Source organism: Pseudoalteromonas 'SMAR' (assembly GCF_048515945.1).
In the GTDB taxonomy this organism is placed as follows: domain Bacteria; phylum Pseudomonadota; class Gammaproteobacteria; order Enterobacterales; family Alteromonadaceae; genus Pseudoalteromonas.
Genome location: NZ_JBLWMW010000022.1, coordinates 42458 through 65976, shown reverse-complemented (window position 1 = coordinate 65976; position 23519 = coordinate 42458). Strand labels below are relative to the sequence as shown.

The following is a 23519-nucleotide window of genomic DNA, read 5'->3' as shown; positions in this document are numbered from 1 at the left end:
GTAGGTCTGTAGGCGTGATTTTGCGCCGCGATTAAAGACCTCTATGTAAAACCACTGCTACAAGGTCGCACCTACCAGGGGGATATGGCGCAGCGCCCAGTTTGCAAGTTCCACTCGGTTGCGAGAGTTGGTTTTTTTGAATGCGCTGTATATATGCGTTTTAACCGTGTGGCTGCTAATATTAAGCTGATCGGCTATATCTTCATTTTTAGCTCCCGACGCGATGAGCTTGATCACTGACTTTTCTCGTGTGGTAAGTTGGTTTAACTCGTCATGACCGACGATAATATCACTTTCTCTTATCGGCTTTGGCATGGCTGATAGCAGCTCACTGAACGCTGAAGCAACGACATGTTGGCAAAACCACAGTTCACCCTCGAGCACGCTGGTTATGCCATTAAAAAGTGTTTGTGGTGAGGCATCTTGATACAGTAAGCCTTTTACGTTGCCAAATAGCGCGGTTTTTTCGCTTACTGTGCCGCGTTCAGCATTAAAGAGCATCACATGGTGCTGCATGGCGAGCTGTTTGATTTCAGGGCTGATGAGTTCGTTGCAATCACGGTGCTCAACATCAATCACAAATAATGAAATGGCAGCCTTTAGAGCAGCATCGGGTAATTTTGTGTCTATTTTGACTGTGCCCGCCAAAGTTTCTAGTACTTTAACGAGTAGAATATAAGCTTCACTACTGGTATCAGCATTAGGGTGAGTTAAGATAAAAATCTCACGGCTTTGCCAATGCTTCGCCATGCTAGAATCGTCCTTTCCAGTCATTCTTAATCCTGCATCTTAGTTTTTATTAAAATTTAATATACATATTTTTTACAATAATTTGAACTTTATTTTGTGTTTTAGGGTGGTTTTATGTGTAGGCGCGATTTTACATCGCGATAAAGATTCCGGCGTAAAGCCGTTCCCACAAGGGAATTTTAGGCTGAGGTCTTTCCGCGGAGTAAATCCGCGGCTACAAAATTCGTCACCCTGAACTTGATTCAGGGTCCATAGGGTCCGCGATAAAAAATATCGATGTCGGTGCAATGGTTTTATATGGACTCCGGATCAAGTCCGGAATGACGGCCTGTGGTAGGCGCGGTTTTATAACGCAACAGGGGAACGTTGTAGGCGCGATTTTATATCGCGCTTATATCGCGATAGTTTCATGATTGTACACGCGATAAAAAATATCGATGTCGGTGCAATGGTTTTATATGGACTCAGGATCGAGTCCGGAGTGACGGCCTTTGGTAGCAGCGATTTTATATCGCGATTTTTTCATAATGTTGCATCGCGATGGTATGTTATTCCTGATTTGGTTCAGGGTCACTTTGGTTTAGCTCAGAATAAATCACATAAGGTAACCCTTGTGATTTCGCGGCGTACATGGCTTTATCGGCTTTGGCGACGAGCTCATCGGCGCTGCTGGCGTCGGTTGGGTATATTACGGCACCAATGCTGAGTTTTAGATGTATTTCTTGCAATTGGTTTTGCTCATCTTGGAGGCAGTAAGTATCGCTTAATAGGTCGTATTTGTGTTGGGCTAATTTTCTTAACTGGTTTTTTTCCGTGAGGTGAGGGGCAATCACTACAAACTCATCACCGCCATAGCGAGCAACAAAATCCGAGGCGCGCTTATACATTTTTAATTTAGCTGAGAGAATTTTTAATAATTGGTCTCCTGCTTGGTGGCCGAGGTTATCGTTAACGGGCTTAAAGTTATCTAAATCAATAAATAATAAACCAAAACCATGGCCATAGCGCTCTGAATCAGAAATGGCACGCTCGATTTCATTATCAAAGGCGCCGCGATTATGGAGCATGGTGAGTCTATCCATAATAACCAGGTTTTCTAGGTTGCGCTGCATCTCGAAGCGCTCTTTTGAAAAGATAACCGTGCGACACAGCAAAGGGCCGGTTACCTCATGTTTGGGAAGGTAATCTTGCGCTCCCAGTTGAATCGCCTTTTCACCAAAGGCCTCTTCGGAAATGCCGGTGAGCACCACAATAGGGGCGCTATTAGTCATTTGTTTTACCGCCAATAAGGTGTTGAGCCCTTGGCTTTCTTCGATATTGAGATCGATGAGCAGGGTTTCTGGCTTAAAGCTTTTCAGCGCTTGGTTAAGCGCATCTAAGGTTTTGAAATGCTTAACCTTAAATTTATGTTTTCCACTCATATCAGCCAGGGTGCGCTTGACCAAATAAGCGTCTTCATCGTTGTCTTCAAGCAGGTAAATTAACCAAGTATTCATAGTCACCCTTTTACGGCATAGTTATGATCAAACCAGTATTGCTTGACCAGTTCTATCAAGTTTTCTAAATCATTTAAGCGCTCTGGCTTAGTAATATATGATTTAGCACCAAGCTGATACGCTTTGTTGATGTCGCTGTGATGTGTGGAAGTGGTGTAACAAACAATAATTAAGTTACTGGTGAGTTGTTGCTCACTTAATGCTTTCATCACCTCAAACCCCGACATATTGGGCATATTTAAATCCAGCAACACCACTTGCACCTGTGCGTCACTGCGCTCTATATAATGCAGTAATTCGCTACCATCATTAAACACTTTGAGATGAGGCCGGTCAGTCACGCTGTTGTAAGCACGTTTAAAAAAATAAATATCATCTGGGTCGTCTTCAACCAATAGTAGTTCCACCTTATGACTCCTTAAATTGCAGCGGCAATGCAATTTCAAACCGTGCGCCATTATCACAATCGTGGCAACAGATAGTGCCACCATGTAGCTTGATGATTTCTTTACACAAAGAAAGCCCAATGCCACTGCCTTGCTCTTGGTTACCACCGAAGCGCTTAAACGGCTCAAATATTTGTTGCTGGCGTGAGGCGGGAATGCCAATGCCATTATCTTGATAATGGATCACCAGCTGTTGGCCTTTTTGCTCACAATTAATGCGAATATGAGGGGTGCACTCTTCACGCTTAAACTTAATGCTGTTGCTAATGAGGTTTTGTAACACCTGTATAAACAGTGAGGCATCTAACTGCACCATAATATCGCCGTGTTGCAAGGTGATTTCGGTATGGCTTTCTTCAATACTAAAACTGAGTATTTCACAGACATCTTCGAGGATAATACTGAGATTGGTGTCTTGTAATTTTAGTTGATGGGCGTGTAAACGCGATAGCTTGAGTAAATCTTGGATCATGGTGCGCATGCGTTGGCTGGCACTGACTAAGCGCTCCAGTTCAAACTTGGCATCTTCATAGTTGGGCAGTTGCGGCGTTATCCGCTCAGCTAAGCTATCTGAAAAAGCGGTGATCTTTCTTAACGGCTCTTGCAGATCATGAGACGCTAAATAGGCAAACTGCTCGAGCTGGGCATTAGACTCTTGCAGTTTGATTAACAGCTCGGTCTGCTCGGTCATATCCACGAATGTGCTGAGCATTAATTCGGCATTGCCGTGGTCATCTCGAGTAAGCACGGTATCGACGGCGTAACACCAAATCCAGTGGCCGGCTTTGTGTTTAAAACGGTATTTAATTGGCAATAACTGGCCATCTTCGCTGGCCTTTACCTCTTCTATGTGTGCTTCAACTAGGGCGAACTCACTGGGGTGAAATAGTGCATCAATGTTGGTTGCGGCTAAATCAACCTGTTGGTAGCCAACCAGCTGAGTATAGCGTTTGTTTATTTTAGTGGTTCGCGCTTGTTTTAAATCATACAAATACAAACCACACACGGCTGAATCGATGATCCGTTGTAAAAAGCGCTGATTATCTTCAAGCTCCTGCTCAGCTGCTTTTCTGGCGGTAATATCAACCGCAATGCCAACAATGTGCTCCACTTCACCCTGATTATTTTTTAACGGATAGAGGGTGGTTTGATACCAACGCTCGCGCTCTTGATGGGGGATCATTTCGGTGTAATCAATGGGCTTGGCAACATCAACACATAGACGGTAGTTTTTGGCGATTTTATCCACTAGCTTGCTATCAAATACCTTGTCGCGTAGTTCGCTGAGGGTTTTATTGACCACTTGCTCAAACGTCACACCAGTGCGCTGACAGGCAAGTTTGTTAAACTCTAAAAAGCGAAACTGGTAATTGGGTTCCACCTTTAATTGCCAAATAGCTTGGCTGGCTCCGTCGTAAATGGCATTAAGAATTTTATTTTTCTCAGCTACTTGCAGCTCTAACGATTTTTTATGATGGATATTGCGCAGTGCCCCAGACATCAATAGGGGGTTGCCTTGGGCGTCGAACGTGCTATTGCCCACAGCTGAAAACCAAGCGTACTGGTGATTATTATCACGGCCAAGGTACTCAATATGATATTGCTCTTTGCTAGTAAAGTGCTCATCAATAGCAGCTTGCACTTTACTGCGATGATCGGGGTGAATATGCTCAAACCAATCTTCAAAGCTCACCTCGTCATCGTCCAGCTTACCAATCATGCGTTTTAAACGCGCTGAATAGCTAACGCGGTTATCTGGCACATTCCATTCCCAAATGCCGTCTTCAGTGGCATTAACAGCACGATTAACCTGTTCACTGGACTCGGCCAAGGCTTTTTCTGTGCGCTTAAGGGAGGTCATATTATTGAACACGGCGAGAATAAAGCTCTGACCATCAAACTGCTCTTGCACTAAGCGCATTTCCATGGGGATTTGGTTACCCTCTTTATCAATAACATGGCACAAGGCTTCTTTACTAAAGTCACTTTGACTAAGTAACGATTGGCTAATGGACTCTAGGCTATCAAACGGGTCATCGAGGCTGACAATTTCGTTCAGGCGTTTACCAATCAGCGGCTGTGGAGAGCCATAGCCCAGTTCACGATAGAAATAAGGATTACACCTATTTACGCTGAGCAGTTCATCGAGCATTAACGCGCTGGTGGGCAGGGTATCAAGCATAAACTCGGTGACTTTTTTTTCGCCCAGTTGGGTGTGCAGAGCTTGTTTTTCTGAGGTAACACGCCTGAGTTTATCTCTTACCCCACGATATTGCAGGGGCGTTGGTAACGTCACGGCGCTGGGGATCAGCCGGAATAAATACACTGCTGTGAGCATTGAGATAATGGCGGTGATGGCTTTGGAAATACCATGAATACCATAAGCGCCGTGCCATACGGTATAAACGCCAATAAGGTGGGTGAGGCCACATAGGGTGATAAAAGCACAGAACAGGATAGCAACCCAGTTTTTTGCAATATCGGGGCGTTTTTTTGCGTAAATCATAATGGCCATGGGGATAGAAAAGTAGGCAGCAGCAATTAAAATATCGGAGACAACGTTGGTCCAGAGGATATGAGATTGCCACAAATAGCAGTGCCCATGGGGCATATAGGCATTATGAAAAAATGACTCGAGCGAGTTCAGATCCATGTTATGTCCTTACACAAAATAATCATACCATTTTGCTTTATTAAGCTAAGCGATCTTGTTCGAAAGCAGAGAGTGTGAGTGTCAGGTTGAGTCTCTTACCTTGAGCAAGCTTAAAGTCAAAATAGCGTAGCGCCCAACTGTTGCAATAACAGCAAACCAGTGACTTATAGCATTAACTGTAGTCTATTTGGGTGGAATTTCGACTCTAGGATGATGAAAATGGATGATCTTGCTTTGTTGCAAAATAGGCAAGGAAAATGGGGCGTAATATGGCCAACCACAGCCGTGTAAAAATAGCGATTACTCGGCTGTGGTCATTAACAGTTTAGTTAGCCCTCAGTGAGCCTGAGGTATTTTTCTGCCAGTTGATCTAAGCTCTCACGATGATCCGGATCGGGTTTAATGCAATCAATTGGGCAAACGCTAACGCAGGTTGGATTATCATAGTGACCCACGCATTCGGTGCATTTATCTGGGTCGATTTGATAAATCTTGTCACCCATATAAATGGCTTGATTAGGGCACTCTGGGTCGCACATATCACAATTAATGCATTTATCGTTGATCAACAGCGCCATTACGACACCTTTTTATGAGGGTTACGGGTATCCTCATGGTCACCTAAGTTACGCATTAAAATGGCATGTTCTAGGTCGATCTCTTGCGGCAATGGGATTTGCACAATATGGCCTGAGCCCTTGGCATCATTGATGGTTTCGCCTTTTTTATTTTCCATGTGTTCGAGGATAAATTGAATGTTTCCTTTTGGCGTCATAAGTTCGAGGCTATGCCCAGTACAGAACTTATTTTTTACATCAATTTCAACCAAGCCATTGCTGTTACGACCGAGCACCTCGCCGACAAATTGCTGCTGTTCGGAAATGGAGTGGCCATACTCATAGTTTTGGTAATCCTGGTGGGCGTGGCGCTTTAAAAAGCCCTCGGTATAACCTCTGTGAGCCAGGTTCTCTAGTGTTTTCATTAAGCTAGGATCAAACGGCTTACCGGCAACGGCATCATCAATGGCTTTGCGATAGACCTGTGCAGTGCGGGCAACGTAGTAAAATGACTTAGTACGGCCTTCAATTTTTAGACTGTGCACACCCATGCGCGTAAGCTGGTCGACGTATTGCACTGCGCGCAAGTCTTTTGAGTTCATGATGTAAGTGCCATGTTCATCTTCAAAAGCGGGCATGTATTCACCAGGGCGACCTTGCTCTTCGAGCATAAATACCTCATCGGTGGGCTGGCCTTCCCCTAAGGTTGGAATAATCGCTTTCGGGTCGACTTTATGCACCACGTCGCCTGTAGCGGTTTCTTGACCTGGTTTTACGTCATAACTCCAACGACAGGCATTGGTGCAAGTGCCCTGATTGGGGTCGCGCTTGTTAATGTAGCCAGATAATAAACAGCGGCCGGAGTAGGCCATGCACAGCGCACCGTGTACAAACACTTCAAGTTCAGTGTCGGGGCATAAGGTGCGAATTTCTTCAATCTCTTGCAGTGATAGCTCGCGAGATAAAATCACTCGTTCAATGCCTTGTTTGGCCCAAAATTGCACCGCGGCATAGTTCACTGCATTGGCTTGCACTGAAAGGTGGATCGGCATATCTGGCCATTTTTCCCGTACCAGCATAATTAGGCCAGGATCGGACATGATTAGGGCATCAGGTCCCATTGCAATAACGGGCTCAATATCACGTAAGTACGTTTTTACTTTACCGTTATGGGGCGCGATATTTGATACCACATAAAACTTTTTGTTTTGTTGGTGGGCTTCGTTGATGCCAAGCTCAAGTGTGGCCAAGTCAAATTCATTATTGCGCACCCGCAGGCTGTAACGGGGTTGTCCGGCATACACGGCATCGGCACCGTAGGCAAATGCATAACGCATATTTTTTAAACTACCGGCAGGAGAAAGAAGTTCTGGTACAAACATGGTTTACCTCATACATTGAACTGATTACGGGTCAGCTGCTGAGTGATTATTAAAAGCGGCGCAGTATAGAAGAATGACCAGCAACAAATTTTGATTTAGATCAGGATTTCGCACCGCGCACGCTTATCCCTTTGTCGCACCGGCTTTACGCCGGAATTTCTTAGCGCGATATAAAATCGCGCCTACATCTTCCGTTGACCCTTGTAGGACCGGCTTTACGCCGGGGCCTCATAAGGTGAGCGAAGCGAACGCGTTACGAAATAACGCTAAGGTGTATTTCTTGGATAAGAAACTGCGTTAGATAGTAGGCTTTTTCTACCAAAGCGCGTATAATTCGCGCCCGTCAATATTCACATTTTAACTTTGGAGCAAAAAAGATGGCTTTAGAGCGTACTTTTTCAATCGTTAAGCCTGATGCGGTAGCTAAAAACCACATCGGTGCTATCTACAACCGTTTTGAGTCTGCTGGTCTTAAAATCGTTGCATCAAAAATGGTTCACCTTTCTCAAGAGAAAGCGGAAGGTTTCTACGCTGAGCACAAAGAGCGTCCTTTCTTCGGTGCATTAGTTGAATTCATGACTTCAGGCCCTGTAATGGTTCAGGTTCTTGAAGGTGAAGACGCTATCCGTAAAAACCGTGAAATCATGGGTGCAACGAACCCTGCTGAAGCACTAGCTGGTACTTTACGTGCTGACTACGCAGACAGCATCGACGAAAACGCAGTTCACGGTTCTGACGCACCTGAGTCTGCTGCTCGCGAAATCGCTTACTTCTTCGCAGAAGAAGAAATCTGCCCACGTACTCGTTAATTCGAGCTGGGTTGCCAAAGAAGGGCTTTCGAGCCCTTTTTTTGTCCTAGTGCATTTTGCTCAATAGCCATACTGAGCAAAATGCATTTGTTATTTGTGATGCTTGCTGCTTTTTTGTACAATATGGATACCAATCCGCATTAATACTTGCTCAATTTGAGGGAGTAAATTTGCCGCTAACTGCGTTAAAAATTTATTATTTAGAACAACTAAATAGCAAAATTTTTGCCTTATTATCGACAAAATTTTCTTGCCTCAAATAGACCACTTAATTAAGCGAATTGGTATTATTGCCATTTAAGCTGTTCTTACCGTCTTTAACCGAGGTTGTTTCATGACCACTACCGAGAAAAAAATTAACTTACTTGATTTAAATCGCGAGGGGATGCGCGAGTTGTTTGCATCGTACGGCGAAAAGCCCTTCCGCGCGGATCAGGTGATGAAATGGATTTATCATTTTGGTGTCGATAACTTCGATGATATGAGCAACCTAAACAAAAAGTTGCGCGCGCGTTTGCAAGCCGAGTGTGAGATCAAAGCGCCAGAAATTTCCGTCAAGCAACAAGCCAGCGACGGCACCATCAAATACGCCTTGCTACTAGAAGGCGGCCAAGAAGTGGAAACCGTGTGGATCCCAGAAAAAGACCGCGCCACGTTGTGTGTGTCATCACAGGTGGGGTGTGCGCTAGAGTGTACCTTCTGTTCCACTGCGCAGCAGGGCTTTAACCGTAACTTAAAAGTCTCGGAGATCATTGGTCAGGTGTGGCGTGTGGCCACCGATATCGGCCTACAAAACGGCGACAGCACTAAGCGACCAATTACCAACGTGGTCATGATGGGCATGGGCGAACCTTTGCTTAACCTGAATAATGTCGTTCCTGCCATGGAACTCATGATGGACGACTGGGCGTTTGGCCTGTCGAAGCGCCGCGTTACCTTGAGTACTTCAGGGGTGGTTCCGGCACTGGATATTCTTAAAGAAAAAATCGATGTGGCTTTGGCCATTTCACTTCACGCGCCGAACAACCCACTGCGCGATGTGCTGGTACCCATTAACAAAAAGTACCCTATTGAAGAGTTCTTAGCGGCATGTCGCCGTTATATTGATGGCTCTAAAGCCAACAAAGACATCACCATTGAGTACGTGATGCTGCAAGAAGTAAACGACAGCACCGACCACGCTCACGAATTAGTGGAAGTGCTTAAAGGCACGCCGGTGAAAATCAACTTGATCCCATTCAACCCATTCCCGGGCAATGAATATGGTCGCTCAAGTAACAGTCGTATTGACCGTTTTTCAAAGGTACTGCAAGCAGCTGGCCTAACCTGTATTGTACGCCGTACTCGTGGCGACGACATTGACGCTGCTTGTGGCCAGTTAGTGGGTGACGTAGTGGATAGAACTAAACGCTTAGCTAAGAAAAAGCAGCGTGAAGACAACGCCATTGCCATTAACGCCAGCGCGGAATAATGCTTTGCTCACCGTGCAGCTGAGTTTGCACGGTGAGGATAATGTTTTGAAAAAATAGATGAATCTCTTAGCCTTTTGGGTAATATAGGGCACACGTACGTTCGAGTGGCAAGCAAAGGTGAGTGATGCAATCGCGAAGAAATCGCACAATGGGCTGGGCAGTGCCATTACTAATGAGTACCAGCCTGCTTTTAACTGGTTGTGTAACTGAAAACAGTTACCGCTCCGATGGCCGTCCTGTGCCCGAGCAGCAAGTTAATAACGTCAATGCCGCCAAAACGCGCATCGCTCTGGCGTTAGAATACCTAAATTCTGGTAACAACACCTCAGCTAAATATAACTTTGAACGCGCCTTGAAATTGGCCCCGCGTCTTGCCGAAGCGCATTATTCACTGGCTTATTATTATGAGCAGGTAGGTGAAGAGCAGCGCGCCGATAACGCCTATCAGGCGGCGTTAGATATTGAGCCCAATGATCCAAACACCCTCAATAACTACGGCACCTTTTTATGTCGCATTGGTCAATATGACAAGGCCAGTGAGTACTTTTTTAAAGCCATCGACGTGCCAAGCTATTTGCGTGTGGCCGCCAGCTACGAAAACCTCGCGCTGTGTGCCATGAAACAAAATGAGTTCGCACTGGCAGAAGACTACCTGAAAAGCGCCGTGAAGCACGAAGGTCAGCGGGTTTCAGCATTGGTGGCATTAGCTGGGCTCTATTATGCCAAAAGCGACTTTTTGGCGGCAGAAGAAGCCCTAGATACTATGCTTAAGCGCGGCTATATCTCGCCACGAAGCTTATTATTAAGTCATTTGGTGCACGTGCAAATGGGCCACTTAAATAAAGCCCAAGACATTGCCACCACCTTAGTGCAAACTTATCCTAAGTCGTCGCAAGCGGCATTGATACTCACCGACAATACTGCCGCCAGTGAGTTTGAGCGCCTGCGCAACCGCGTGCGCGAAGCGGCGCTAAGTAAGCTTACGGATAATTCTCCACGGCACATTATGGCTAACCCCAAAATAAAAATTAAACGCAAAAAAACGCCCTCGCAACAGGCCACGACATTCACCCAAGATTCACTCTCTGGGTCTAATAATGCCGCCGCGGTGCCAAGTGGGAGCAGTGACACTATGGCATCGACGAGTAATGCGCCGCTCGAAGCAAACACTGAGTCGGCGACAGTGGAGTTTTACCAACCTAAGCCGGGTGAAGTGAGCTTTAGGGCGCCATCGTCAAGCACTCAGCCTGTGCGTGGCGGGCGCTCGACTTCTGTGGCCGCCGGTGTGGCGTTATTGAATGCCGCCGTGTCGGTGCCGCAAGTGCCGTTTCATCGTGTGGTGGCAGGGGAAAATTTATTTAGCATTTCGGTGAAATACGATATCAAAATGGCCGAGCTTATGGCGTATAATCAGGTGCGTGAATCATCGCGATTGTATGCAGGACAAAAGATCTATTTAAAAAATCCCAATGTCACTCATGAAATTGCGCCGGGAGACACCTTACTCAGTATTGCCGATCGATATGGTGTGTTGATCGATGAAATTATGCGATGGAATAAATTAACCCCCGACGTGGACTTAACTGCAGGCCGCGCGGTATTAATCGTTGACCCAACTAATTACGTTTTATGAACCAAACCAGTAAAGAGCCAGAGGCACTCGAGCAAGAGCAGCCTTCACTAGGACAGACGCTTGCCACGGCAAGACAAAAGGCAGGGATTAGTTTTGCTGAGATTGAAACTCGGCTGAAGCTGAATCACACTCAAATCACCAAGCTTGAGCAAGACGATTACCAAAGCTTAGGCCCTGAGACGTTTGTGAAGGGCTACATTAAAAACTATTGTAACTTGCTGGGCATTGATGCCAACGAGGTGTTGGCCTTGTATCAAAAGCCGCAAGTGCCGGTGCAAAAACGGCGCATGCAAAGTTTTTCTCGACGCACAGAAAAAGAAGCCCACGATAACCGCTTAATGCTGGTGAGTTACATTGTATTGGCAATTGTGCTAGGCTCGTCGGCTTTCTGGTTTTGGCAAACCAACAACACCGAGCAGCCTTTCAGTGGCGAAACCAGTGAAGCGGTTACAGCGCCAGAGACAGCTGTAGCGCCGCAAGCAAGTGATAAGGCCGCGACCGTTGAGCCGCTAGCCGAGCCAAACACTACAGAGCTAGATGCCGCAGTTGATAAAGTTGTCAGCGATACGGTAGCACCGGCGGCTGCGCCAGCAGCCGAACCACAGCCAAATACAACTGCTACGGCGGCGACAGGCAATACTGTGGTGATGCACTTTAAACAAGAAAGCTGGGTCGAAATGTTCGATGCCACCCAGGAGCGCGTCGCTTTTGGAGTGAAAAAAGCCGGCTACACCATGACAGTGACCGGCAAAGCGCCGTTTTCAGTTGTGTTAGGCAAACACCAGGCCGTTGAAGTAGAATTAGACGGGGTGGCGATCACCTTGCCGGAATTCGAGAAAAACCGTTTAGCCAAATTTAATTTACCGTTAACAGAGTAGTTATCATGTTTTCAGAACCACCTATTAAGCGTAGAAAATCAACCAGGATTAATGTCGGTAATGTTGCCATCGGCGACGGCGCGCCTATTGCCGTGCAGTCAATGACCAACACCAACACCTTAGATGTTGATGCGACGGTGGCACAAATTAAAGCAATTCAAGATGCCGGAGCCGATATTGTGCGGGTTTCGGTGCCGACAATGGATGCCGCTGAGGCCTTCAAAAGCATTAAAGAGCAAGTGGATATTCCACTGGTCACCGATATTCACTTTGACTACCGTATTGCCCTTAAAGTGGCCAAGTACGGCGCCGATTGTTTGCGTATTAACCCAGGTAACATTGGTAGCGAAGAGCGCATTCGTGCGGTTATTGACGCTGCCGGTGAGCAAAATATCCCGATCCGAATTGGCGTCAATGGCGGCTCGTTAGAGCGCGACTTGCAAGAAAAGTATGGCGAACCGACGCCAGAGGCCTTGTTAGAATCAGCGATGCGCCATGTGGAAATCCTTCAACGTCACAACTTTGACCAGTTTAAGGTGTCGGTGAAAGCGTCAGATGTCTTTCTAGCGGTAGGGGCTTATCGTTTATTGGCCAAAGAAATTGACCAGCCATTGCACTTAGGGATCACCGAAGCCGGTGGTTTTAGAGCCGGTTCGGTGAAATCGGCGGTAGGGCTTGGCATGTTATTGGCTGAGGGCATTGGCGATACCTTACGGGTGTCATTGGCCGCTGATCCGGTGCAAGAAATCAAAGTGGGCTTTGATATCTTAAAGTCGCTGCGGATCCGCTCTCGTGGCATTAACTTTATTGCTTGCCCAAGCTGTTCACGCCAAGAGTTCGATGTGGTAAACACCATGAACCAGTTAGAAGAGCGCCTCGAAGATGTTACGGCTCCAATTAGCGTGTCGGTGATTGGTTGTGTGGTGAATGGCCCAGGTGAAGCATTAGTCAGCGACTTAGGTTTGGCTGGGGCGAACCGCCGCTCAGGACTGTATATCAATGGCGAACGGCAAAAAACGCGCATCGATAACGACAATATCGTGGAGCAACTTGAGGCGCAGATCCGTGATTACGTTGAGAAAAAAGAGCAAGAAGAAAAAATCGATGTAAAAATCATCGACTGATACAGGCGTAATCGTTAATATAAGCCATTTTCAATGCGCAAACGCTACAGCAGCAAGCAACGCCGTAGCCGTGATATTTGCAGAAATAAGATTTTAGTTAGGGTTTTCAGTGACAAAACAACTTCAAGCTATCCGTGGAATGAATGATTGTCTGCCAGGTGATACGCAAATTTGGCAGAAAGTAGAGTCGGTATTAAGAGATACGGTAGCGGCATTTGGCTATCAGGAAATTCGTTTTCCCATTGTTGAGTCAACCGATTTATTTAAGCGCTCTATTGGTGAAGTCACCGATATCGTAGAAAAAGAAATGTATACCTTTGATGACCGCAATGGCGACAGCTTGACGCTGCGTCCTGAAGGCACAGCGGTATGTGTGCGTGCTGGTAATCAAAACGGTTTACTGTATAACCAAGAGCAGCGCCTTTGGTACATGGGGCCAATGTTTCGTCATGAGCGCCCGCAAAAAGGCCGCTATCGCCAGTTTCATCAGTTTGGTGTTGAGACCTTTGGTATCGCTTCAGCGGATATTGATGCTGAAGTGATCTTAATGACTGCGCGTTTATGGCAGCAGTTTGGTATTCAAGACCACGTTAAGTTAGAACTTAACTCGCTGGGCTCAAACGAAGCGCGCGCGGATTATCGCGATGCCTTAATTGCTTATTTAGAGCAACACAAAGACACTCTCGATGAAGACAGCAAACGCCGCATGTACAGTAACCCACTGCGAGTATTAGACAGCAAAAACCCTGAGGTACAAGCGGTTTTAGTGGATGCGCCTAAGTTATCGGAACACTTAGACGAGGAATCAAAAGCACATTTTGCCAATTTGTGTGAACGTTTAGATGCCGCTGGCGTCGAATACCAGGTTAATGAAAAGCTGGTACGCGGCCTCGATTACTATAATCGCACCGTGTTTGAATGGGTAACAACCAGTTTAGGTGCGCAAGGCACTGTGTGTGCCGGTGGCCGTTACGATGGCCTGGTTGAGCAACTTGGTGGCAAAGCCACTCCTGCGGTAGGTTTTGCCATGGGCATGGAGCGCTTGGTATTGTTACTGCAAACACTCGAGAGCATTGGTGATATTCGTCGTAATGCCGATGTTTACGTGGTGGCCATGGGTGAGCAAGCCAGCATTCAAGCGCCGGTGATTGCACAGCAACTGCGTGACGACGTTGCGGGCTTGCGGGTGCTCATGCACTGCGGTGGTGGCAACTTTAAAAAACAATTCAAACGTGCAGATAAGAGCGACGCTGAGGTGGCTTTAGTACTTGGTGAAGATGAACTTGCTGAGGGCAAAGTTACGGTAAAATATCTGCGTGAAGACAAAGAACAAGTCACCTTGCCACTGGCCGATGCGAAAACGCTATTGGCTGAGTTGGTAAGCTAAGAGGTAAGAATGGAAATTTATTCAACAGAAGAACAACAAGCAGAAGCGATTAAACGATTTTTCCGCGAAAATGGCATTACCTTAGCGGTAGCAGCCATTGCTGGCATTGGTGGTATGTATGGTTGGAAAGCCTATAACCAGAGCCAAATCGACAATGCAGAAGCAGCATCAGAAGCGTACACCCAAGTGGTGGAGAGCGACGATGTACTTGCCAAAGCCGATGGTTTTTTAGCTGCCAATGGCGACTCTAATTACGCGGTATTAGCGGCTTTTGTGGCAGCAAAAGAAGCGGTGGATAACAACAACCTAACGTTGGCAGCAGAAAAGCTGACATGGGCGTCAGAAAACGTTGCCAATCCTGAGCTACAGGCTACAGCTTTGTTGCGTTTAGCGCGTGTACAAGTGGCCCAAGAGCAATACGATGCAGCGCTTGCTAACCTTGCGAAGCCAATGCCTGCGGCATTTGCTTCTCAGCAAGCTGAAGTTAAAGGCGATATTTATTTGGCTCAAGGTGAGCAAGAAAAGGCACGGGAAGCTTATCAAACCGCGCTAAGTGCAGAGGGCGGGGCTAACAACCCTATGCTGCAGATTAAATTGGATGATTTAGCACCGAAAACTGCGGTTTAAGGAGTTGCCATGAAGAAGTTAACAATGGCCTCTTTGGCTTTGTGTGTGGTTGCGTTAACGAGCGGCTGCTCGTCGAATGATGAAGATGAGCTCGTACTACCTGAAATCAATAACCAGTTTGAGGCTGAAGTGGTGTGGCAAGAAAGTGTCGGCGATGGTGTAGAGCACTATTTTTCGCGTCTTTCGCCGGTGAGCTACCAAAATACTATTTTCTCCGCGTCTCGTGACGGTGTAGTCATTGCTTTTGACACCGAAACGGGCGAGCAAAAGTGGCGTGTAGATGTCAGAAAAAATTCCAGCTTTTGGCCGTGGGAAGACAACGACAGTGCGAAACTGTCGGGCGGTATTACCCAAGCGTTTGGTAAGCTTTATATTGGTTCTGAGCACGGTGAAGTCATAGCCCTTGACCGCGACAGTGGTGAAGTGGTTTGGCGCAAGTCGGTGCCAGGTGAAGCGCTATCGGCTCCAGCTGTAGGCGACGGCCTTATTTACGTGAATTTAGGTTCAGGTAAGTTACTGGCGTTGCACCCAGATAGCGGTGAAGAGCGTTGGTTTTATGAGCAAGAAGTGCCAGCCTTGACGTTACGTGGCTTGAGCTCACCTACCAGTGCCAATGGCGGTGTCATGGTTGGTGAAGAAAGCGGCAAGCTGACCACCTTAATTGCTGAAAATGGCTTTACGGCTTGGAGCACAGACGTTGCAGTACCAAAAGGCGCATCTGAGTTTGAGCGTTTAGTTGACGTGGATACCAAGCCGGTTGTTAGCGGCGCTTATGTGTATTCTATCGCCTATAATGGTAAACTAGTGGCCATTGATGTGCGTAGCGGCAACGTAGTGTGGGATCGTGAATACAGCAGTTACCGCGATTTGAGTTTAGAACTCAACACCATATACCTAGTCGACAGCGAAGGGGTGTTATACGCTCTTGATAAAGACTCTGGGATTGAACGTTGGACGCAACCGGCATTACGTGGTTGGTATCTAACGGCTCCTGTGGTAGCAGGGGATTATATCGTGGTAGGCGATCAGGAAGGAAACCTTCACTGGTTGGATAAAAGCTCGGGTGAGTTGCTTTCTCGCTCTGAGTTCGATAGTTCAGGATTTTATATTGAACCGATTGTTGTGGATGACAAAGTCTATGTGACAACACGAGATGGTGAACTAAGCGCGGTTCAAATACCACAGTAAATCTCTGAAAGTTAAGTTTTTTATGGGGCTTCGCCGCTAGGTGAAGCCTTTTGTTGTTTTTAAAAGAGGTAGTCTATGCTTCCTGTGATCGCTCTTGTTGGGCGACCTAATGTGGGTAAGTCCACACTGTTTAATCGTTTAACCCGCACTCGTGATGCACTCGTTGCCGATTTTCCAGGTTTGACGCGTGACCGTAAATACGGTCAGGCAAGTTATGATGGCTACGAGTTTATCGTGGTTGATACCGGTGGTATTGATGGCTCTGAAGAGGGCATTGAAACCGAAATGGCAGAGCAATCTTTGCTGGCAATCGAAGAAGCAGACATTGTTTTGTTCTTGGTGGATGCACGAGTGGGTATGACGGTTGCAGATCAAGCCATAGCGCAGCACCTTCGTAAACAGCAAAAGAAATGCTTTGTAGTGGCAAACAAAACCGATGGTATTGATGCCGACTCTAACTGCGCCGAGTTTTATCAGCTTGCTCTGGGCGACGTACAGCAAATTGCTGCGGCGCATGGCCGTGGTGTCACGCAATTGCTGGATTTAACTTTGCAGCCTGTTATTGCTGAGTTAAGCGCCGAAGAAGACGAGTTAAATCAAGATGACGAAGACGTCGCCGAGCTTTATTTAGAGCACGATGAAGAGGATGAAGAGAAACCTGACTTCACCGATAAACCGGTAAAGCTGGCCATCATCGGCCGTCCAAATGTTGGTAAATCGACCCTCACTAACCGTATTCTTGGTGAGGAGCGAGTGATTGTTTACGATATGCCAGGCACTACGCGAGATTCTATTTATATCCCAATGACCCGTAACGATAAAGAGTATATCTTGATTGATACGGCTGGGGTGCGTAAGCGTAAGAAGGTCAGCGATGTGGTTGAGAAGTTCTCAGTCATTAAAACCCTTAAAGCCATTGAAGATGCCAATGTGGTGTTATTGGTGGTGGATGCCCGCGAAGGTATTTCAGATCAAGATTTGAGTTTATTAGGTTTTGCCCTAAACTCTGGCCGCTCTTTGGTGATTGCGGTGAATAAGTGGGACGGCTTGGATGACTACGTTAAAGATCGGATTAAAACCGAGCTTGACCGTCGTCTGGGTTTTGTCGACTTTGCGCGCTTACACTTTATCAGTGCTCTACATGGCACTGGGGTGGGACACTTATTTGAGTCTGTGGATGAGGCCTACGAGTCGGCGACTAAGCGCATTAGTACTGCCATGCTGCGCCGTATTATGGACATGGCACAAGCCGATCACCAGCCGCCATTGGTGCGTGGTCGCCGAGTGAAGCTGAAATACGCTCACGCCGGTGGTTATAACCCTCCACGTATTGTGATCCACGGTAATATGGTGCATGAGCTACCAGATAGCTATAAGCGTTATTTGATGAACTACTACCGCAAAGCGTTAAATATTATGGGTACCCCGATTAAAATCGAGTTCCGTGAAGGCGACAACCCATACGCAGGCCGTTCAAATAAAATGACCCTATCGCAAAAGCGCAAACTGCGCGCCTTTGCCAAAGAAAACCGCAATAAGTCGCAGTAATACCTGCGTTTAATCGCGATGTGTCTCGATAGGCACATCGCGATATAAAATTGCTGCGATGAAACCCTAGGTGTGAGCTAAACACCATCACCTACCCCGTAACAGATGTATGGACTACTCTCCTTTAACGGATGAGTCAGGTATAAAGATATTGCTAAACACTTATACCAAATTAAAGATGTCATTCACTACACAGGCTATTTTAATTGTTATCTTTTTTGGTAAAAAATAGATAACAACGATGTATTAGGCAATACAGAGCAGTTTAGCCATGCTAGAAGAGCTGCGCAGGCGTCACACCAACAAGGCACTCATCGGGTGGCAAAGCAAAAATAAGTCATATACCAAGAAGACGCTGTGGTGCATTAAGGCGTAATTTATTTTTCGGTACTAGAGCCATTATCTCTAAGTTCACACATAAAGAAGCAACCACAGAGAAGAGCGGTGAATAAAAAACTACTGGCTAGAAAAGTCTTGAAGTGTATCGCCATCGCACTGGCCAATAAAGTGGTGAGAGCCCTTACACCTTGTTCTAAAAAAGCTCAACTTACGAGCCAAAGATGATTAGTGGCATAATATTAGGGTGCTACAGAGCAAGCGCTGTAAAAATAAAGGTAATGAATTTAGATGCAAACAAAATTGAACAAGCCAAAATAGAGCATTAAGCGGTGAGCCCCCTTGAGAGCCTGTAAATACAAAAAAACCGGTTAGGAGATAAGGCTCATGGGTCGAACACATCAAAGATGCCGAGGTAGTGTCTCATTAAGAGCTCGGATATAAGTACGCAGTCACACCAATAAATGCCATAATGGCTTGTACGATAATAAGTGTTTATTTGGGCAGGTTCATCCGATGATTATAAAACCAGAAGGAAATTGTTCCTACAATCTTTACTATTCTCTTTTGTAAGGGCTTTCGTTTCGGCGTCCATGCCTAGTGTTCATTAAGTTGCTATGCTATAAAAAACCACGGTCTTATTGCCGTTTATAAATACCTTGTGCTCACAGGCGAGTTGTAGGGCATTACAAAATACTGTTTTCTCGATATCTTTTCCTATCTTTGCCATTTCTTCGGCGTCATGAGCATGGGTGATCTGAGTGACATTTTGGGCAATGATAGGGCCCTCATCGAGCTCATCATTAACAAAGTGTGCCGTGGCACCAATGATCTTCACGCCGCGCTCAAAGGCTTGGTGGTAGGGTTTTGCGCCAATAAATGCAGGTAAGAAAGAGTGGTGAATATTAATGATCTTGCCGGCAAAGCGAGACACAAACTCTGGGCTTAAAATGCGCATATATTTGGCAAGGCCGATAATATCCGGTTTATAGCTGGCGATAACCTCTGCCAATGCATGGTCATGCTCTTCGCGATTTAGCCCCTGATGAGAGACCAAGTGAAATGGGATACCAAAGCCATCAACTAAGGGCTTTAAGGTATCGTAATTGGCAACCACTGCTTGGATTTCGATGTTAAAAGCGTGTTCATACTGTTTTAGTAAGGCGCCACCCAAGCAGTGAGCCTCTTTAGTGGCTAATAACACCACCTTTGTACGCTGCTGGCCATGCAGCGCGACTTTTGCACCGCCAGGCAATGCCTGACTTAAGTTATCAAGAAACGCCTTATCAGGCGCGCCAGTTAGTTCTGTGCGCATAAAAAAGCGTTTGGCCTCTTTATCTACAAACTCATTGTTACGGGTAATATTGAGATTGTGCTGATGACATATATTGGTGATCTTGGCTATTAGGCCAATGTCATCGGCACACTCAGTGGTCAGTATATAGCTCATTTCCTCATTCCTATCGCAATACCAAGCGCTAAGAATACTTTTATTTATTTAAAATATAAATGCTTATATTGGTTTTTGTTATGTTTGTTTTTAATCTTATCGTCCATGGTTCAACAGTGCTTTTAATTTAGCCGGTTTTACCGGTTTCGATAGGTAGTGGATTTGCGCTTGCTTGGCACTTAGCTTCACCTCTTCATCTCTTACTGCGGTGATCAAGATGGCTGGCGTATCCTGTTGCCAAATCTCTCTTAGCTTTAAGATCAGTGAAATGCCATCCATATCATGGTTGAGTTGGTAATCCATCAAAATGACATCTGGCGCGGTGTGAGAGCTGGCGTATTCAATAGCGTCTTCAACTTGAGTGATAAGAGTATGATGACAATGCCATTTGGCGAGCAAACTGGCCATGGCTTCGAGGTTTTTCGGGTCGTCATCAACGGCCATCACGTTAAGCTCGGTTTTATTTTGTGGTTTTTGGCTGACATTGTCTTTTTGCTGCAGGAGCGCGGGGTTGCCAAATGGAATATCAATACTAAAGCGACTGCCTTTGCCCACTGCTGAGCTGACTTCAATGTGGATAGAAAGCAGATCGCATAGTCGTTTCACCACGCCTAGCCCAAGACCGATGCCTTTATTATCACCGGCCTGAATACGGTAAAAGTCATTAAATATTTTGTTTTGCTCATGAGTTGAGATCCCAGGGCCGGTATCCCACACTTCCAATCTCAAGCTGTGTTTGCGTTTTCGACAGGCGATCAGCACTTTACCAGACTCGGTATATTTAACGGCATTCGAAACAAGGTTTTGAATAATACGGCGCAGATAGGTGGTATCGCTGTGCACTACGCTATTACTACTACGTACTCTAAGTTGTAAGCCTTTGTCTTTGGAGATAATGGTGTATTCATTCACCAGAGGCTGCAAAATATCGTCAATATTAAAGTGTCTGGGCGAGGGTTTCATGGCTCCTTGTTCGAGCTTAGCGATATCGAGTAATGCGCTCATTAGGTGCACGGTCGAGTCTAAGCTGTCGCCGAGCTTATCAAAGTTACCTTGGTCGCGTTGTTGTAAACTTTGACTATCAATAGCACCGAGGTACAGTCTGGCTGCATTTAACGGCTGTAAAATGTCATGGCTGGCTAAGGCCAAAAAGCGTGTTTTACTTTCATTGGCTTGTTCGGCTTCTTTTTTAGCTGCCATTAAGGCTTGTTCGGTTTCTTGGCGGCTGGCAATTTCGGCTTTGAGGTCTAAGTTAATGGCTCTGATCTCTTGGGTTCTGGCCTCAATGCGGTTTTCCAGATCCATGTTGATTTCTTCCAGTGCGTTTTGCGTTTCAATGTGGCTGGTGATATCAGCAAAGCTGGTTACAAAGCCGCCTTCTGGCAATGGGTTTCCCGTCATTTCAAAAACCTGGCCATTGCGGCGATGACGAATAAAGTGATGTGGTGTGCCATTTTTTAAATGCTGTACGCGCTTTTCCACGTGTTTTTCAATTTCACCTGGGCCACATTCGCCTCGCTCAGCGTTAAAGCGGATAATCTCCTGAATGGGCTGCCCCACTTCTAAAAAGCCATCTGGGTAGGCAAACATTTCATTGTAGCGCTTATTCCAGGCAACCAGCTTTAGGTCTTTATCCACCACCGAAATACCATGGCTGAGGTTTTCCAATGAAGTGAACAGTAGATTTTGGTTAAATTGTAGCGCTTGGGTGGTTTCATCAAAAAAGTTAACCACTTCTTCAAAGGCCATTTGTTTACCCGAAGAGACACTGCGGATCAGCGCTTGGGCTGACGAAGCCCCTAATACCCCAGTTAGAGCACGTTCACAAAAGGAAATAAACTCAGGTGAGGGCAGAGCATCGTTTTCATCGAGCTCATTATTTTGGGTGTAATGGCCCAGCAACTGCTGACTGCGCTGAACCCCTAAAAAGGTTTGTAGCAGGATTTTAAAGTCATACACGGTGGCTTTAACTTGCTTGTTAAGCCGCTTGGTGAGCGCGGCTTGATCTTTGGGGTTAACAAAAGCGGCGGCTTGAATTTTGTCCACTAAGCGCTCTTGGGCACCGAGTGAAAAAGTAATATAACAGCTGACATTGGCCAGTAATGCCAGCAGGGTGCCACGCGTTATAATGGTTTGTCGTAATTCGAAGTCTAGTAAGTTGCCCGCTTCTAAGATCGGAAACATTAAAAACAGCATCCAACAGATAAAACCTGCCACCAGTCCGGCGTAAACACCATAAGCATGACCTTTACGCCAATATAGCCCTCCGACAATAGCAGGCAGCAGTTGGGTGACCAAAGAAAAAGCCACTAAGCCCATGTTTGCTAGTGCCTCACCGTGACCAAACCACTGTTGATACATGTAAGCCAGTAATAAAATGGCGGCAATAACAAAACGCCTAACCAGTAATATTTGGTTTTTAAAGCTGCTATCGAGAATGTTTCTCTTAAATTTGCGCTTGAATAACAATGGCAAAATAACGTCATTCGAGAGCATGGTACTGAGTGTTAAGGTTGCCACTACTATCATGGCGGTGGCGGCAGACAACCCACCTATAAATACAATGGTGGCTAAAATGGGGTGGTCCATCATGATAGGCAGGGCTAAAACAAAACTATCTGGTGCCGCACCGTGGCCAATACCAGGGTGAATAGCTGCGCTGGCGATAGGGACTATCATGGCGGCGATCAGCAGCAAGTAAAGTGTAAAGGCCCAGCGAGCCGTTTTTAAATGCGCGGTGTTATGGTTGTCGACCACCACCACATGGAACTGCCGTGGTAAACAAACGATGGCGGCGGCGGCCATCAATGTTTGGCCAATAAAGTTAAAATTAAAAAAGTTAAACGACTGCCAGTGACTACTTAGCTCGGCCATGGAGTCTGGCATATAACTTAAAGATTGCCAGGCTAAAAACGCCACAATGGCCAGGGCCAATAACTTAACTAAAGATTCAAATGCCACCGCCAGCATCAGGCCGGAGCGATACTCGGTGACATCGACCTTGCGAGTACCAAAGAAAATCGCGAATAAGGCCATTAACAAGGTTCCCACTAAGGCTATCGCTGCCCCCGACACTTGCTCTCCTTGTTGCAGCAATAAAAAGCTGCTGCTAAGCGCTTTTAGCTGCAATGCGATATAGGGAATGGTTGCTAATAGCGCAATCATAGTCACCATTACCGCTGTGGTTTGTCGTTTGCCGTAGCGAGCCGAAATAAAGTCGGCAATGGTGGTGATATTTTGTTTTTTACTGACCAAAATAAGCTTGCGCAAAAAGCCATGACCAAATATAAACAGCAGCGCAGGGCCGAGCAAAATAGGCAGGTAATGCCAGCTACTGGTTGCGGCGGTGCCTACTGAGCCATAATAGGTCCAAGAGGTACAGTAAATCCCCAAAGAAAACGCATAGACAAATGGGTGGTGACTAATTTTAAGCGCTCTTGGGGTGGTTTTATCCCCCCAGTTGGCAAGCCAAAATAACACCCCGATGTATGCCGCGGCCACAAGTAACAGAATGATGGTCATAGTAAACAAGCTGTAATTGTTATTATTAAACTCATCATACCTTAGCAAACAAACGATGTGCACAGTGAAATTGTCACTAAGATTTTTAGCTTGAAATTTAAAATATAATAATTTCAATTTGTTATTTATGGTTAGGCGTCTTATTAGCGGTTGTGTTTACAGTAAGTAAGACTAATGTCTACATGACTGCCATTTTTCTTTATCTACCAGCAATGAAACCGTGGAAATTATGTAACTATATGTTTTGTATGATTATTGTGG

At 46.0% G+C, this 23519-nt stretch carries 17 protein-coding genes and 1 pseudogene; 10 read left to right on the top strand and 8 right to left on the bottom strand.

The window, feature by feature from the left end; genetic code table 11:
• Positions 1-57: 57 nt before the first annotated feature.
• The 6 genes from ACNKW2_RS10875 to trhP all read right to left on the bottom strand — a co-directional run bounded on the left by ACNKW2_RS10875 (position 58) and on the right by trhP (position 7284).
• Complete coding sequence (locus ACNKW2_RS10875) at positions 58-774, bottom strand: response regulator transcription factor (protein ID WP_419148580.1); 717 nt, start codon at positions 772-774, stop codon at positions 58-60.
• A 524-nt stretch (positions 775-1298) separates the two neighbouring features.
• On the bottom strand, positions 1299-2246 hold the full coding sequence (locus ACNKW2_RS10870) for a diguanylate cyclase (RefSeq protein WP_419148579.1): 948 nt from the start codon (positions 2244-2246) through the stop codon (positions 1299-1301).
• A gap of 2 nt (positions 2247-2248) precedes the next feature.
• On the bottom strand, positions 2249-2653 hold the full coding sequence (locus ACNKW2_RS10865; protein ID WP_419148578.1) for a response regulator: 405 nt from the start codon (positions 2651-2653) through the stop codon (positions 2249-2251).
• Position 2654: 1 nt separating this feature from the next.
• Complete coding sequence (locus ACNKW2_RS10860) at positions 2655-5345, bottom strand: PAS domain S-box protein (protein ID WP_419148577.1); 2691 nt, start codon at positions 5343-5345, stop codon at positions 2655-2657.
• 329 nt (positions 5346-5674) lie between these two features.
• A complete protein-coding gene (locus ACNKW2_RS10855; RefSeq protein WP_419148576.1) occupies positions 5675-5923 on the bottom strand; it encodes a YfhL family 4Fe-4S dicluster ferredoxin in 249 nt (82 codons plus the stop codon).
• Positions 5923-7284, bottom strand: a complete 1362-nt coding sequence (gene trhP, locus ACNKW2_RS10850) for a prephenate-dependent tRNA uridine(34) hydroxylase TrhP (RefSeq protein ID WP_419148575.1) — start codon at positions 7282-7284, stop codon at positions 5923-5925. Before trhP ends, ACNKW2_RS10855 begins: the two co-directional genes overlap by 1 nt.
• A 377-nt stretch (positions 7285-7661) precedes the next feature.
• Between trhP and ndk the strand changes: the two genes are divergently transcribed.
• The 10 genes and pseudogenes from ndk to ACNKW2_RS10800 all read left to right on the top strand — a co-directional run.
• Positions 7662-8093 (top strand): nucleoside-diphosphate kinase, encoded by a 432-nt coding sequence (gene ndk, locus ACNKW2_RS10845; protein WP_419148574.1) that lies wholly within the window; start codon positions 7662-7664, stop codon positions 8091-8093.
• 334 nt (positions 8094-8427) lie between these two features.
• Positions 8428-9564, top strand: a complete 1137-nt coding sequence (rlmN, locus tag ACNKW2_RS10840; RefSeq protein WP_419148573.1) for a dual-specificity RNA methyltransferase RlmN — start codon at positions 8428-8430, stop codon at positions 9562-9564.
• A gap of 149 nt (positions 9565-9713) precedes the next feature.
• The gene (gene pilW / locus ACNKW2_RS10835) at positions 9714-11198 is read left to right on the top strand and encodes a type IV pilus biogenesis/stability protein PilW (RefSeq protein WP_419148572.1); all 1485 of its coding nucleotides are present in this window, start codon (positions 9714-9716) and stop codon (positions 11196-11198) included.
• A complete protein-coding gene (locus ACNKW2_RS10830) occupies positions 11195-12076 on the top strand; it encodes a RodZ domain-containing protein (RefSeq protein ID WP_419148571.1) in 882 nt (293 codons plus the stop codon). The genes pilW and ACNKW2_RS10830 overlap by 4 nt, the downstream gene beginning before the upstream one ends.
• Positions 12077-12081: 5 nt before the next feature.
• Positions 12082-13200 (top strand): flavodoxin-dependent (E)-4-hydroxy-3-methylbut-2-enyl-diphosphate synthase, encoded by a 1119-nt coding sequence (ispG, locus tag ACNKW2_RS10825; protein ID WP_419148570.1) that lies wholly within the window; start codon positions 12082-12084, stop codon positions 13198-13200.
• Between the two features lie 109 nt (positions 13201-13309).
• Complete coding sequence (gene hisS, locus ACNKW2_RS10820) at positions 13310-14587, top strand: histidine--tRNA ligase (RefSeq protein WP_419148569.1); 1278 nt, start codon at positions 13310-13312, stop codon at positions 14585-14587.
• A gap of 9 nt (positions 14588-14596) precedes the next feature.
• Entirely contained in the window at positions 14597-15214 is a 618-nt protein-coding gene (locus tag ACNKW2_RS10815; RefSeq protein WP_419148568.1) for a YfgM family protein, read from the top strand.
• A 9-nt stretch (positions 15215-15223) separates the two neighbouring features.
• Entirely contained in the window at positions 15224-16402 is a 1179-nt protein-coding gene (bamB, locus tag ACNKW2_RS10810; RefSeq protein ID WP_419148567.1) for an outer membrane protein assembly factor BamB, read from the top strand.
• 75 nt (positions 16403-16477) lie between these two features.
• A complete protein-coding gene (der, locus tag ACNKW2_RS10805; protein WP_419148566.1) occupies positions 16478-17950 on the top strand; it encodes a ribosome biogenesis GTPase Der in 1473 nt (490 codons plus the stop codon).
• A gap of 293 nt (positions 17951-18243) precedes the next feature.
• Positions 18244-18402: pseudogene (locus ACNKW2_RS10800) on the top strand (hypothetical protein); the annotation flags it as partial.
• Positions 18403-18893: 491 nt separating this feature from the next.
• Here the strand turns inward: ACNKW2_RS10800 and purU are convergent.
• Together purU and ACNKW2_RS10790 are read right to left on the bottom strand one after the other, a co-directional pair.
• A complete protein-coding gene (gene purU, locus ACNKW2_RS10795; protein WP_419148565.1) occupies positions 18894-19736 on the bottom strand; it encodes a formyltetrahydrofolate deformylase in 843 nt (280 codons plus the stop codon).
• 96 nt (positions 19737-19832) lie between these two features.
• On the bottom strand, positions 19833-23258 hold the full coding sequence (locus ACNKW2_RS10790; RefSeq protein WP_419148564.1) for a PAS domain-containing hybrid sensor histidine kinase/response regulator: 3426 nt from the start codon (positions 23256-23258) through the stop codon (positions 19833-19835).
• Between the last annotated feature and the right edge of the window lie 261 nt (positions 23259-23519).

Excerpts from the sequence above, each read along its gene's own strand:
- ACNKW2_RS10875 (WP_419148580.1), bottom strand. The coding sequence starts at position 774 with ATGACTGGAAAGGACGATTCTAGCATGGCGAAGCATTGGCAAAGCCGT.
- ACNKW2_RS10870 (WP_419148579.1), bottom strand. The coding sequence starts at position 2,246 with ATGAATACTTGGTTAATTTACCTGCTTGAAGACAACGATGAAGACGCT.
- ACNKW2_RS10860 (WP_419148577.1), bottom strand. The coding sequence starts at position 5,345 with ATGGATCTGAACTCGCTCGAGTCATTTTTTCATAATGCCTATATGCCC.
- ACNKW2_RS10855 (WP_419148576.1), bottom strand. The coding sequence starts at position 5,923 with ATGGCGCTGTTGATCAACGATAAATGCATTAATTGTGATATGTGCGAC.
- trhP (WP_419148575.1), bottom strand. The coding sequence starts at position 7,284 with ATGTTTGTACCAGAACTTCTTTCTCCTGCCGGTAGTTTAAAAAATATG.
- ndk (WP_419148574.1), top strand. The coding sequence starts at position 7,662 with ATGGCTTTAGAGCGTACTTTTTCAATCGTTAAGCCTGATGCGGTAGCT.
- rlmN (WP_419148573.1), top strand. The coding sequence starts at position 8,428 with ATGACCACTACCGAGAAAAAAATTAACTTACTTGATTTAAATCGCGAG.
- pilW (WP_419148572.1), top strand. The coding sequence starts at position 9,714 with ATGGGCTGGGCAGTGCCATTACTAATGAGTACCAGCCTGCTTTTAACT.
- ACNKW2_RS10830 (WP_419148571.1), top strand. The coding sequence starts at position 11,195 with ATGAACCAAACCAGTAAAGAGCCAGAGGCACTCGAGCAAGAGCAGCCT.
- ispG (WP_419148570.1), top strand. The coding sequence starts at position 12,082 with ATGTTTTCAGAACCACCTATTAAGCGTAGAAAATCAACCAGGATTAAT.
- ACNKW2_RS10815 (WP_419148568.1), top strand. The coding sequence starts at position 14,597 with ATGGAAATTTATTCAACAGAAGAACAACAAGCAGAAGCGATTAAACGA.
- bamB (WP_419148567.1), top strand. The coding sequence starts at position 15,224 with ATGAAGAAGTTAACAATGGCCTCTTTGGCTTTGTGTGTGGTTGCGTTA.
- der (WP_419148566.1), top strand. The coding sequence starts at position 16,478 with ATGCTTCCTGTGATCGCTCTTGTTGGGCGACCTAATGTGGGTAAGTCC.
- purU (WP_419148565.1), bottom strand. The coding sequence starts at position 19,736 with ATGAGCTATATACTGACCACTGAGTGTGCCGATGACATTGGCCTAATA.
- ACNKW2_RS10790 (WP_419148564.1), bottom strand. The coding sequence starts at position 23,258 with ATGACCATCATTCTGTTACTTGTGGCCGCGGCATACATCGGGGTGTTA.